At 69.2% G+C, this 12,907-nt stretch carries 7 protein-coding genes; 1 reads left to right on the plus strand and 6 read right to left on the minus strand.

The genetic code is table 11. The features are described 5' to 3' along the window. Positions 1-100 precede the first annotated feature (100 nt). From treS to ACZ48Z_RS29865, 3 genes are all read right to left on the minus strand, one after another. Positions 101-1,801, minus strand: coding sequence for a maltose alpha-D-glucosyltransferase (gene treS, locus ACZ48Z_RS29855; RefSeq protein ID WP_468738978.1), 1,701 nt, complete (start codon positions 1,799-1,801; stop codon positions 101-103). Continuing rightward, positions 1,798-3,888: an alpha-1,4-glucan--maltose-1-phosphate maltosyltransferase gene (locus tag ACZ48Z_RS29860; RefSeq protein ID WP_468738979.1), complete on the minus strand. Its 2,091-nt coding sequence runs from the start codon at positions 3,886-3,888 to the stop codon at positions 1,798-1,800. Before ACZ48Z_RS29860 ends, treS begins: the two co-directional genes overlap by 4 nt. Positions 3,889-4,102: 214 nt before the next feature. Further along, on the minus strand, positions 4,103-5,308 hold the full coding sequence (locus ACZ48Z_RS29865; protein WP_468738980.1) for a S8 family peptidase: 1,206 nt from the start codon (positions 5,306-5,308) through the stop codon (positions 4,103-4,105). A gap of 298 nt (positions 5,309-5,606) precedes the next feature. On the opposite strand from ACZ48Z_RS29865, the gene ACZ48Z_RS29870 reads away from it, so the two are divergent. Next, positions 5,607-8,225: a glycosyltransferase family 1 protein gene (locus ACZ48Z_RS29870; RefSeq protein ID WP_468738981.1), complete on the plus strand. Its 2,619-nt coding sequence runs from the start codon at positions 5,607-5,609 to the stop codon at positions 8,223-8,225. Positions 8,226-8,255: 30 nt separating this feature from the next. On the opposite strand, the gene ACZ48Z_RS29875 is transcribed toward ACZ48Z_RS29870, so the two are convergent. The 3 genes from ACZ48Z_RS29875 to ACZ48Z_RS29885 all read right to left on the minus strand — a co-directional run bounded on the left by ACZ48Z_RS29875 (position 8,256) and on the right by ACZ48Z_RS29885 (position 12,848). After that, the gene (locus ACZ48Z_RS29875; RefSeq protein ID WP_468738982.1) at positions 8,256-8,765 is read right to left on the minus strand and encodes a DUF1990 domain-containing protein; all 510 of its coding nucleotides are present in this window, start codon (positions 8,763-8,765) and stop codon (positions 8,256-8,258) included. A gap of 87 nt (positions 8,766-8,852) precedes the next feature. Further along, positions 8,853-10,520: a M4 family metallopeptidase gene (locus ACZ48Z_RS29880; RefSeq protein ID WP_468738983.1), complete on the minus strand. Its 1,668-nt coding sequence runs from the start codon at positions 10,518-10,520 to the stop codon at positions 8,853-8,855. A gap of 282 nt (positions 10,521-10,802) precedes the next feature. Then, positions 10,803-12,848: a M4 family metallopeptidase gene (locus tag ACZ48Z_RS29885; protein ID WP_468738984.1), complete on the minus strand. Its 2,046-nt coding sequence runs from the start codon at positions 12,846-12,848 to the stop codon at positions 10,803-10,805. Positions 12,849-12,907 lie beyond the last annotated feature (59 nt).

The following is a 12,907-nucleotide window of genomic DNA, read 5'->3' on the forward strand; positions in this document are numbered from 1 at the left end:
TTTTGTTCGTGGTCTGTTATGGGGGTGGGTGCTCTTGCTTCCCCTCCCCCCCCCCCCCCCCCCCCCCCCCCCCCCCCCCCCCCCCGGGCCCGGACGCGCCCTAGGCGCCTTCCTTGCGCAGCCGGAACCAGTAGAAGCCGTGCCCCGCGAGGGTCAGCAGGTACGGCAGCTCACCGACCGCCGGAAAGCGCACCCCGCCGAACAGCTCCACCGGGTGCCGTCCGTTGAAGGCACTCAGATCCAGTTCCGTCGGCTGCGCGAACCGGGAGAAGTTGTGCACGCACAGGACCAGGTCGTCCTCGTACTCCCTCAGGAACGCGAGCACCGCCGGATTGGAGGACGGCAGCTCGGTGAAGGACCCGAGCCCGAAGGCCGGGTTCTGCTTGCGGATCTCGATCATCCGGCGGGTCCAGTGCAGCAACGACGAGGGCGACGCCATCGACGCCTCGACGTTGGTGACCTGGTAACCGTAGACCGGGTCCATGATGGTCGGCAGGGACAGCCGCCCGGGGTCACAGGACGAAAAACCCGCGTTACGGTCAGGTGTCCACTGCATCGGGGTGCGTACGGCGTCGCGGTCGCCGAGCCAGATGTTGTCGCCCATGCCGATCTCGTCGCCGTAGTAGAGGATCGGCGAGCCCGGCAGGGAGAGCAGGAGCGCGGTGAAGAGCTCGATCTGGTTGCGGTCGTTGTCCAGGAGCGGGGCGAGCCGCCGCCTGATGCCGATGTTGGCGCGCATACGCGGGTCCTTGGCGTATTCGGCCCACATGTAGTCGCGTTCCTCGTCGGTGACCATTTCGAGGGTGAGCTCGTCGTGGTTGCGCAGGAAGATGCCCCACTGGCAGTTGGAGGGGATCGCCGGTGTCTTGGCGAGGATCTCCGAGACGGGGTAGCGCGATTCGCGGCGCACGGCCATGAAGATGCGGGGCATGACCGGGAAGTGGAAGGCCATGTGGCATTCGTCGCCGCCGGACTCGTAGTCGCCGAAGTAGTCGACGACGTCCTCCGGCCACTGGTTCGCCTCCGCCAGGACCACCGTGTCCGGATAGGAGGCGTCGATCTCCTTGCGGACCCGCTTGAGGAACTCGTGGGTTGCCGGAAGGTTTTCGCAGTTGGTGCCTTCCTCCTGGTACAGGTACGGCACCGCGTCCAGGCGGAAACCGTCGATACCCAGGTCCAGCCAGAAGCGCAGGGCCGAGATCATCTCCTCCTGCACGGCCGGGTTCTCGTAGTTGAGGTCCGGCTGGTGGGAGAAGAAGCGGTGCCAGTAGTACTGCTTGCGGACCGGGTCGAAGGTCCAGTTGGAGGCCTCGGTGTCGACGAAGATGATCCGCGCGTCCGGGAACTGCTTGTCGTCGTCGGCCCACGTGTAGTAGTCGCCGTAGGGGCCGTCGGGGTTGGCGCGGGACTCCTGGAACCACGGGTGCTGGTCGCTGGTGTGGTTCATGACGAAGTCGATGATCACGCGCATGCCGCGCTGGTGGGCGGCGTCGACGAACTCCACGAAGTCGGCGAGGTCACCGAATTCCGGCAGCACGGCGGTGTAGTCCGAGACGTCGTAGCCGCCGTCGCGCAGCGGTGACTTGAAGAACGGCGGCAGCCACAGGCAGTCGATGCCCAGCCACTGCAGGTAGTCGAGCTTGGCGGTGATGCCCTTGAGGTCGCCGATGCCGTCGCCGTTGCTGTCCTGGAAGGAACGGACCAGGACCTCGTAGAAGACGGCTCGTTTGAACCAGTCGGGGTCGCGGTCCTTGGCGGGGGTGTCCTCGAAGGTGTCGTGGACGGGCTCGTTGACGATCATGGAGTGGGTGACCCTCCGATCTGCGGGGTGGACGGTCGCAGGACGGTGAGGATGTGCGCGGGACGAGTGCCCGGTTCGAGACGCACGTAATTCGCCCTGCCCCAGTGATAGTTCTCACCAGTGAGCTCGTCGCGCACCGGTACCGACTCGTGCCAGTCCAGGCCGAGTTGCGGCATGTCCAACGAGACCGTCGCCTCCTGGGTGTGGTGCGGGTCGAGGTTCACGACCACCAGAACCGTGTTCGAGCCGCTCCGCTTCGAGTACGCGATCACCTCGTCCTTGTCCGTGTGGTGGAAGTGGAGATCACGCAGCTGCCGCAGTGCCGGACTGTCCCGCCTGATGGTGTTGAGCCGGGTGATGAGGGGCGCGAGGGAGTCCTCGCTGTCCCAGTTGCGGGCCTTGAGCTGGTACTTCTCCGAGTCGAGGTATTCCTCGCCGCCCGCGCGCAGCGGGGTGTTCTCGGCGAGTTCGTAGCCGGAGTAGATGCCCCAGGTCGGCGAGAGGGTCGCGGCCAGGACCGCGCGCAGGGCGAACGCGGGACGGCCGCCGTGCTGGAGGTGTTCGGGCAGGATGTCGGGGGTGTTGGCGAAGAAATTCGGCCGCATGTAGGAGGCCGCCTCACCCGACAGCTCACTCAGGTACTCGGTGAGTTCTTCCTTGGTGGTGCGCCAGGTGAAGTAGGTGTAGGACTGCTGGAAGCCGATCTGCGCCAGCGTGTGCATCATCGCCGGCCGCGTGAACGCCTCCGCCAGGAAGATCACATCCGGGTCGCCGGCGTTGATCTCGCCGATCACGCGTTCCCAGAAGACGACCGGCTTGGTGTGCGGGTTGTCCACCCGGAAGATCCGCACCCCGTAGTCCATCCAGTACCGCAGCACCCGCACCGTCTCGGCGATCAGCCCGTCCAGATCGGCGTCGAAGGCGATCGGATAGATGTCCTGGTACTTCTTCGGCGGGTTCTCCGCGTACGCGATGGTGCCGTCGGCGCGGTGATGGAACCACTCCGGATGCTTGTGCACCCAGGGATGGTCGGGAGAGCACTGCAGGGCGAAGTCCAGCGCGATCTCCAGACCCTGCTCCCGCGCCTGCCGGACGAACCAGTCGAAGTCCTCGATCGTGCCCAGATCCGGGTGGACCGCGTCATGCCCGCCCTCCGGCGAACCGATCGCCCACGGCACCCCCACATCCTCCGGACCGGCGGACAGGGTGTTGTTGCGGCCCTTGCGGAAGGTGCTGCCGATCGGGTGGATCGGCGGCAGATAGACCACGTCGAAACCCATCGCGGCGATCGCCGGCAGCCTCCTGGCCGCCGTACGGAACGTGCCGTGCGGCCGCTCCGGGGTGCCCTCGGAGCGGGGAAAGAACTCGTACCACGAGCCGAACAACGCCCGCTCCCGCTCCACCAAAAGCGGCAACGTCTCCGACGCCGTGATCAACTCCCGCAGCGGATACCGGGCCAGGATCTCGTCCACTTCGGGCGTCAACGCGGCGGCGAGGCGGGCGGCGGCGGGCCGGGTGTCGTCCCGCAGGGCGCTGATGGCCGCGAGGATCACGGTGTTCCGGCCGTCGTCGGGGACGCCGGCCGCGGCTCGTTCGTAGAGCCGGGCGCCGTCCTCCAGGACCAGGTCGGTGTCCATGCCCGCAGGGATCTTGATCTGGGCGTGATGCCGCCAGGTGGTGACCGGGTCACCCCAGGCCTCGACCGCGAAGGTCCACAGGCCGGGTGCGCCGGCGCTGACGGTGGCACCCCAGCGGTCGGTGCCCGGGGCGAGCTCCCGCATCGGGGTCCACGGCCCGGGGCGGCCTTCGGGGTCCTTCAGTACGACATTGGCGGCTACCGCGTCATGGCCCTCACGGAACACGGTGGCCGAGATCTCGAACGTCTCGCCGGTGACCGCCTTGGCCGGCCGGCGTCCGCGCTGGACGACCGGGCGGACGTCGAGGACGGGTATGCGCCCGACGGCCGGAGTCCGGTCCGCTTCCGTGGAGGATCGCTCCCGGGGTGGTGGACGGGTGTCGACGAGGCGCGTGGGGGGTGCTTCGGTGCTGGACGTCGGGGGTGCCGACGGGTGGTGCTTGGCGGGCATGACCGCTCCTGTCCGCGTCATCTTCGGGTGGGCGGATGGCTGTGGGGAGGGGGTCCCTGCGGGGCGTACCGGTGAAACTACCCGAGCCGTGTACCGCAGGAGCCTTCCCACCCTATTCGGGTGGGCAATCCGGCACTTTGTTAACTACTCACGCGTATGTTTTACGCAAAGGACCGGCCCCGTTCGGACGAACGGGGCCGGAATACGGAAACTCTCACCGCGAGCCCGGAACCTGGAGAAGTTTGTCCGGTGATCCGGGGCCGCGGCCGGACACCTTCCCGGATGCGGCCAGATTCACCAGGGCCTTGCCCACCTGTGCGGGAGTGGCCCTCGGGTGGTCGGCCAGATAGAGCGCGGCCGCCCCCGCGGCATGCGGGGCCGCCATCGACGTACCGGAGTAGGTCGCGTCGGCGGTGTCGCTCGTGATCCCCGCCGAGGTGATCGAGACGCCGGGCGCGAACAGGTCGACGGCCGGGCCGTGGTTGGAGAAGCCGGCCCGTGCGTCCTTCGTGTCGGTCGCGCCTACCGTGACCGCCTGCTTCACGTCGGCGGGCGAGTAGAGCCCGGCCGGCTGTCCGCCGTTGCCCGCCGCGACCGTGTAGGTCACCCCGGACGCGATCGAGTTGCGTACGGCGGCGTCCAGCTGGTCGTTGTGGCGGCCGCCCAGGCTGAGGTTGGCGACCGCCGGTTTCCGCGCGTTCCTCGTCACCCAGTCGATTCCGGCGATGACCTGCGCGGTCGTGCCCGACCCTGCGTCGTCGAGGACGCGTACGGCGACCACCTCGGCCTGCTTGGCGACGCCGTACCGGGTACCGACGGCGGTGGCCGCCACATGGGTGCCGTGGCCGTTGCCGTCGCCCGCGGATCTGTCGTTCCCGACGAAGTCCCAGCCGTAACTCGCCCGGCCCCCGAAGTCACGGTGCGAGATCCGGATGCCGGTGTCGATGACGTACACCGTCGATCCGGCGCCCGCGGACCGCGGGCCGGTGTACGACCTGTCCAGGGGCAGCTTCGGCTGGTCGAGACGGTCCAGACCCCAGGACGGCGGGTTCCTCTGGGTGCGCTCCAGCGTCACCCGGGTGTCCTGGACTACCGAGGCGACCCGTGGGTCCGCCGCGAGCCGCCGGGCCTGTCTCTCGTCGGCCCTGACCGCGTAGCCGTTGAGTACCGTGCCGTAGGTATGGCTGATTTTCGCCCCGTACTTCTCGGCGAGGCCCTTTCCGGTCGCCGAGGGAGCCCTTGTTCCCCCCTTGAGTGTCACCAGGTAACTTCCGCTGACGGAACCGGGCTCTCCGGCGCCGGATATCCGCCCCTCCGGTGCGGCGTGCGCGGGCAGGGTGGTGGCCGAAAGCACGGCGGCACAGCTCACCGCGGTCAACCCCCCCAGCCAGCGCAGACGCCGATCTCGCGTCCGTGCCATGGCTTGACTTCCCCTCCTCGGATCGGCGTACGGCAGCCGTGGACCGCCGGATGCACCCGACGTCGGCCGCAACGCCATGGGGCAGCCTCTCGTGAGGTGTGAAGTACCACAAGGACGCCTACGGGGATGGAATCGGCCATATCGGCCATGGGGGATGTGTCGGGGTTGTGGCGCATTCCGGTCTGTGCGATACGGAGCGGCGCCGTGGTGGCGAGACCCTTCCCCCGGATACCGTCGGGGGTGACGACGGGACCCACACCGCCGTGTGTCCCCCTCCGCACGCCTGACGAGGTGGCAAGTGAAGGCTATCCGTCGATTCACCGTCCGACCTGTACTCCCCGAGGTCCTGCGGCCGTTGAGCGATCTGGCGCGCAACCTGCGCTGGTCCTGGCACGCGGAGACCCGCGACCTCTTCCAGTCCGTCGATCCCGAACACTGGGCCGCCTCCGGCGGTGATCCCGTACGGCTGCTCGGCAGTGTCGGCCCCGCACGGCTCGCCGAACTCGCCGGGGACGAACGCTTCCTGCGTCGGCTCACCGCGGTCGCCGACGACCTCGACGACTACGTCACCGGCGAGCGCTGGTACCAGACCCACCCCGGTGAACTACCGGCCGCCGTCGCCTACTTCTCACCGGAGTTCGGCGTCACGGCCGCCCTGCCGCAGTACTCGGGCGGCCTGGGAATTCTGGCGGGTGACCACCTGAAAGCGGCCAGTGACCTGGGCGTACCGCTGATCGGGGTCGGCCTGCTGTACCGCCACGGGTACTTCCGCCAGTCGCTGTCCCGGGACGGCTGGCAGCAGGAGCACTACCCCGTCCTGGACCCCAACGAGCTGCCGGTGGCCCTGCTGAACGAGGCCGACGGCACCCCGGCACAGGTGTCGCTGGCCCTCCCCGGCGGCAGGCAGCTGCACGCCCGGATCTGGCTCGCCCAGGTCGGCCGGGTGCCCCTGCTGATGCTGGACTCCGACGTCGAGGAGAACGACCTCGGTGAACGCGGGGTGACCGACCGGCTCTACGGCGGCGGCAGCGAACACCGGCTGCTCCAGGAGATGCTGCTCGGGATAGGGGGCGTCCGCGCCGTACGGACGTACTGCCGGCTGACCGGCCACGCCGAGCCCGAGGTCTTCCACACCAACGAGGGGCACGCCGGCTTCCTCGGCCTGGAGCGGATCGCCGAACTCTGCGACCAGGGGCTCGACTTCGACGCGGGCCTGGAGGCCGTCCGGGCCGGGACCGTCTTCACCACGCACACCCCCGTCCCGGCCGGCATCGACCGCTTCGACCGGGAGCTGGTCGCCCGGCACTTCGGCCCCGACGCCGAACTCCCGCGCATGGACGTGGGCCGGATTCTGGCGCTGGGCATGGAGACCTACCCGGGCGGTGAACCCAACCTCTTCAACATGGCCGTCATGGGCCTGCGGCTCGCCCAGCGCGCCAACGGGGTCTCCCTGTTGCACGGGCAGGTCAGCCGGGAGATGTTCTCGGGGCTCTGGCCGGGGTTCGACCCCGAGGAGGTGCCGATCACCTCCGTCACCAACGGGGTGCACGCCCCGACCTGGGTCGCTCCCGAGGTGTTCCGGCTCGGTGCCCGGCAGATCGGCGCCCAGCGCACCGAGGACGCGCTGACCGTCGGCGGCTCGGACCGCTGGGACGCCGTCGCCGACATCCCGGACCAGGACATCTGGGAACTGCGCCGGGTGCTGCGCGAGCAGCTGGTGACGGAGGTGCGGGAGCGGCTGCGGGCGTCGTGGCGGCAACGCGGTGCCGGTACGGCGGAGCTGGGCTGGATCGACGGCGTGCTGGACCCCGACGTCCTCACGATCGGATTCGCGCGCCGCGTCCCGTCGTACAAGCGTCTGACCCTGATGCTGCGGGACCGCGACCGTCTGATGGACCTGCTCCTGCACCCCGAACGCCCGATCCAGATCGTGGTGGCGGGCAAGGCGCACCCGGCGGACGACGGCGGAAAACGCCTGGTCCAGGAACTGGTCCGGTTCGCCGACGACCCGCGGGTCCGGCACCGGATCGTGTTCCTGCCCGACTACGGCATGGCGATGGCGCAGAAGCTGTACCCGGGCTGCGACATCTGGCTCAACAACCCGCTGCGGCCGTTGGAGGCGTGCGGGACGAGCGGCATGAAGGCGGCTCTGAACGGCTGCCTGAACCTCTCCGTCCTGGACGGCTGGTGGGACGAATGGTTCCAGCCGGACTTCGGCTGGTCGATCCCCACGGCGGACGGCGCGGGGACCGACCCCGACCGACGTGACGACATCGAGGCCGACGCCCTCTACGACCTGCTCGAACAGCGGGTGACGCCGCGCTTCTACGAGCACGGCCGGGCGGGCCTGCCCGACCGCTGGATCGAGATGGTCCGGCAGACGCTGACCCTGCTGGGCCCGAAGGTCCTGGCGGGCCGCATGGTCCGTGAGTACGTCGAACGCCTCTACGCCCCCGCCGCCCACGCCCACCGCACGATGGCCCCGGACACGGCGCGCGCGTTGGCGCAGTGGAAGGACAGGGTGCGCACGCAGTGGCACGGCGTCACCGTCGACCACGTCGAGACGACCGTCACGACGGCCACGGCCGAACTCGGCACCACGCTCGGACTCCGGGTCCGCGTGGGTCTGGGCGCCCTCAGCCCGGACGACGTGGAGATCCAGGCGGTGTCCGGCCGGGTGGACGAGCAGGACCGCATCGCGGACGCGGCGACGGTCCCGCTGAAGTCGGTGGGCGGCCCGGACCAGGAGGGCCGCTGGGTCTACGAGGGCCCGCTGTCCCTCGACCGCACGGGCCCCTTCGGCTACACGGTCCGCATCCTGCCCGCACACCGCCTGCTGGCGTCGGGCGCGGAACTGGGACTGGTGGCGGTGCCTTCGGAGGACGTGGTGGAGGGGGCCGGGGTGCTCATGCGGTGAGCGCCGGGGACGCGGGCCGGGCCTCCGCGCTCAGCCCGCGTCCTCCCCGCCGCACAGCCTCCGCAGCACCGTCCCGCACTTTCGCGCGTACGCGTGCTGCAGGCCTCGGGTCGCCGGGCCGCCCGCCCTGGAGTACCACTTGGCGCCCTTGCTGAACGCGGACACCGTCAGCCAGACGGTGCCGTCGCCCGTGCGGTCGACGACGAAGGACTCCTCACCGCATTCGGGGTGGCCGGAAAGGGTGCCATAGGCCCAGCCCGCCCGGCGGGGTTCCTCCACCGTCCAGACCACTCGGCAGGGGGCCTTGATGAGGCCGGCCAGGGTGACCGTCACGTCCACGTCGGGGGCCGCGCGGTCCGCCGTCGCGTCGATGCCGACGCCCATCTCGCGGTGCATCTCCCAGGTCAGGACCGCCTCGGAGGCCTTGCGGAAGACATCGTGGCCCTCACCTATGCGGGCGCGCACATGCAGGGGGTGGAAGCCGGGCGGGCAGAAACCGTTGTGCCGGGTCGCGCCGACGTCGTCGTACGTGAAGGACATGGGACCCAAGAGTAAGGCGGTACCCGGAAATGCCTTCGTTCCGGGTACCGCCCGTCAGTCCCTCGAGACCACTAGCCCACTAGCTCACTAGCTCACGTTGACCGCGGACCAGGCCGCCGCCACCGCCTTGTACTCGGTGCTGGTGGAGCCGTACAGGGCGGACGCCGCGGAGAGCGTGCCCGTGCGCGCCGACTTGTAGTTGGTCGTCGACGTGAAGTACGTCGTCAGCGCCTTGTACCAGATCTGCAGCGCCTTGGCGCGGCCGATGCCGGTGACCGTGGTGCCGTTGGACGTCGGCGAGTTGTAGGAGACGCCGTTGATGGTCTTCGCGCCGCTGCCCTCGGACAGCAGGTAGAAGAAGTGGTTCGCGACGCCCGACGAGTAGTGGACGTCCAGGTTGCCGACGGAGGAGGACCAGGAGTCCGCCGAGCCGCCGTCCTTGCTGGGCTTGTCCATGTAGCGCAGCGGGGTGCCGTCGCCGTTGATGTCGATCTCCTCGCCGATGAGGTAGTCACCGACGTCGTTGGAGTTGGCCGCGTAGAACTCCACACCCGTGCCGAAGATGTCCGAGGTCGCCTCGTTGAGGCCGCCGGACTCGCCCGAGTAGTTCAGGCCCGCCGTGTTCGAGGTGACGCCGTGGCTCATCTCGTGGCCGGCCACGTCCAGCGAGGTCAGCGGGCTGACGTTGCCCTCGCCGTCGCCGTACGTCATGCAGAAGCAGCTGTCGTCCCAGAACGCGTTCACGTACTGGTTGCCGTAGTGGACGCGCGAGTAGGCGCCGACGCCGTTGTTCTTGATGCCGCTGCGGCCGAAGGTGGACTTGTAGAAGTCCCACGTCTCCTGCGCGCCGTAGGTGGCGTCCACGGCCGCGGTCTGGTCGGTGGTGGAGCTGGAGGCCGCGCCGGTGCCCCACGTGTTGTCGGCGTCCGTGAACAGGGTGCCCGCGGAGGAGCTGGTGCCGTGGGACTTGTTGTACGTCTTGTGGCTGCCGCGCGTGGCGTCGGTGAGGTTGTACGTCGAGCCCGACAGGGTGGTCTCCAGGCTGACCGTGCCCGAGTACAGGCTCTTGCCGGTGCCGGTGGCGTTCTCGATGCCCTGGTACTCGAAGAGCTTCTTGCCGGTCGCGGCGTCGGTGATGACGTGCAGCTGGTTCGGGGTGCCGTCGTCCTGGAAGCCGCCGACGATCGTCTCGTAGGCGAGGACGGGGGTGCCCGAGCCGGCCCAGACGACCTTGCGGGCGCCGTCGGCGGCGGTCTTCTCCGAGCCCGCGGCCTTGGCGGCGGTCAGCGCCTGGGCCTCGGCCTTGGCGACGGTGAGCTTCGGGGTCAGGGAGGCGACCTTGATGGTCTTGTTCGTCGCCTTCACGACGCCCTCGGTCGCACCGGACTTCGACTCGTGGACGACGAGGTCGCCACCGAGGACGGGCAGGCCGTCGTAGGTGCGCTCGTAGCGGGTGTGGACCGTGCCGTCGGCGTCCTTCACGACGTCCTTGACGACCAGCTTCTCCTTGGAGCCGAGGCCTATCTCCTGCGCCGTGGCGCCGGCGCCGGCCTGCTGCTCCTTGATGAGGGAGGTGCGCGCGGCTGCGGAGAGCTGGACCGGGGCGCCCGCGAGGGTGGCCTTGCCCGTGCCTTCCGCCGGGGTCACGGCGGCGGCGCTGCCGGTGCTCAGACCGGCGGTGAGAAGAGCTCCGGCCGCGACAGCGGTGGCGATGGCCAGAGTGGTGTGCTTGTGACGCGCGTAGAGGGGGGTCACACAAGCTCCTTCGTGGGGAACCCGGACGGCGTGGGGTGCCTGCCGGGGCGGTTGTGAAGTTGTGCGGCGGTTGTGAGGAAGCGTGGCATCAAGGCGCGTACATGTCATGACCCCGAAGTGATGTTGGCCGAAAGTCGACGGCTGAATGAACATTGCAGGCATGTAAAACGAGTTGACCTGGGCAAAGCCCCAACAAGCCATCGGTCATGGAGAGGCAAAAAGAGGGCGCCGCCCCGGGGATTCGAACCTCCGGGACGGCGCCCTGACTTGGTGGCGGCGGGCCTACGGGAAGGTCAGCTTCCAGCCGTTGATGTAGCCGGTGTCCTGGGCCGCGTTGTCCTGGACCCGCAACTGCCAGGTCCCGTTGGCGACCTCGGAGGACGCGTCCACCGTGTACGTGGTGTTGAGGTTGTCGGTGCTGCCGCCGGTGCCGTACGCCTTCAGCGTGTACGCCGTGCCGTCGGGGGCGATCAACTGCACCCGGAGGTCGCCGATGTAGGTGTGCACGATGTCGACCGAGACCGCGAGGTTCGAGGGCGCGTTGCCCGTACGCCCTGAGACGGTGATAGGCGAATTGACCGCCGCCCCGTTGTCCGGAATCGATACGTCGGTGGTCGACTCGAACGAGGTGCCGCCACCGCCCCCGCCACCGGGACGCGAGCCGACCGCCACGCCCGCCCAGGCGTTCGCCACGGCGGTGTACTCGGCGCTCGTGGTGCCGTACAGCTCGCCCGCCGCCGCGAGGGTGCCGGTGCGCGCCGCCGCGTAGTTGGTCGTCGAGGTGAACTTCGTGGCCAGTGCGCGGAACCAGATCTTCTCCGCCTTGTCCCGGCCGATGCCGGTCACCGGAAGACCGTCCGAGGTGGCGGAGTTGTAGGTGACACCGTTGATGGTCTTGGTGCCGCTGCCCTCCGACAGGAGGTAGAAGAAGTGGTTCGCGGGACCGGACGAGTAGTGGACGTCCACCGACCCGATGCCCGAGTACCAACTGTCCTTGGACGCGCCGTCCTTGCTCGGCTTGTCCATGTACCGCAGCGGCGTGCCGTCGCCGTTGATGTTGATCTTCTCGCCGATGAGGTAGTCACCGACGTCGGAGGAGTTGTTGGCGTAGAACTCCACGGCCGTGCCGAAGATGTCGGAGGTCGCCTCGTTCAGACCGCCGGACTCGCCCGAGTAGTTGAGCCCCGCGGTGTTCGACGTGACGCCGTGGGTCATCTCGTGACCGGCCACGTCGATCGACGTCAGCGGGTGGGTGTTGCCCGAGCCGTCGCCGTACGTCATGCAGAAGCAGCTGTCGTCCCAGAACGCGTTGACGTACGCGTTGCCGTAGTGGACCCGGGAGTACGCCCCGACCCCGTCACCGCGGATACCCGAACGCCCCTGCACGTTCTTGTAGTAGTCCCAGGTGAGCGCGGCACCGTAGTGCGCGTCGGCGCCCGCGGTCTCCGCATTGGACGCGGCTCCGTTGCCCCAGATGTCGTCCGGGCCGGAGAAGAGGGTGCCGGTGCCGGAGGTGCCGCGGTTCAGGTTGTACGTCTTGTGGTTGCCGCGCGCCCCGTCGGTCAGGTTGTACGTCGACCCGGACTGGGTGGTGCCGAGGGTGACCGTGCCGCTGTACATGGTGTTGCCGGTGCCGGTCTCGATGCCCTGGTACTCGTAGAGCTTCTTGCCGGTCGCGGCGTCGGTGACGACGTGCAGCTGGTTCGGGGTGCCGTCCTCCTGGAGGCCGCCGACGACCGTCTCGTAGGCGAGGACGGGTGTGCCGTTGCCGGCCCAGATCACCTTGCGGGCGCCGTCCGCGGTGGTCTTGTCCGAGCCCGCGGCCTTCGCCAGCGACAGCGCCTGCTGCTCGGCCTTGGCCGCGGCCACCTTCGGGGTCACGGACGCGACCTTGATGGTGGCCTTAGTGGCCTTGGTGACACCCTCGGTCGCGCCCGCCTTCGTGGTGTCGACGACGAGGTCGCCGCCGAGGACGGGCAGGCCGTCGTAGGTGCGCTCGTAGCGGGTGTGGAGCGTGCCGTCGCCGTCCTTGACGACGTCACGGACGACCAGCTTCTCCTTGGCCCCGAGGCCGAGGTCCTTGGCGGTGTCCGCCTTGCCGGCGTTCGCCTGGCGTATCAGCTCGGCCCGCTGCGCGGGGGTGAGCTTGAGGGACTCGGAGCCCGGGATCACCTTGCCCGCGGCCGACGGTGCCTTCTCCGGGGCTGCGGTGGCGGCGCCGGACTGGACGGCGGCGGCGATCAGGGCCGAGACACCGACGAGGGCCACGGCGGCGGCCTTGCGGTGCAGGGTGTGGGGGGTGCGTCTGTGGGAGGAACTGTCTCTCAACACTGACTCCTTCTGCGCGGCCACGGATCACGCGGCCAGGGGAGACCGGACGGTGGGTC

Source organism: Streptomyces sp. NPDC031225 (assembly GCF_055570355.1).

Excerpts from the sequence above, each read along its gene's own strand:
- treS (WP_468738978.1), bottom strand. The coding sequence starts at position 1,801 with ATGATCGTCAACGAGCCCGTCCACGACACCTTCGAGGACACCCCCGCC.
- ACZ48Z_RS29860 (WP_468738979.1), bottom strand. The coding sequence starts at position 3,888 with ATGCCCGCCAAGCACCACCCGTCGGCACCCCCGACGTCCAGCACCGAA.
- ACZ48Z_RS29865 (WP_468738980.1), bottom strand. The coding sequence starts at position 5,308 with ATGGCACGGACGCGAGATCGGCGTCTGCGCTGGCTGGGGGGGTTGACC.
- ACZ48Z_RS29875 (WP_468738982.1), bottom strand. The coding sequence starts at position 8,765 with ATGTCCTTCACGTACGACGACGTCGGCGCGACCCGGCACAACGGTTTC.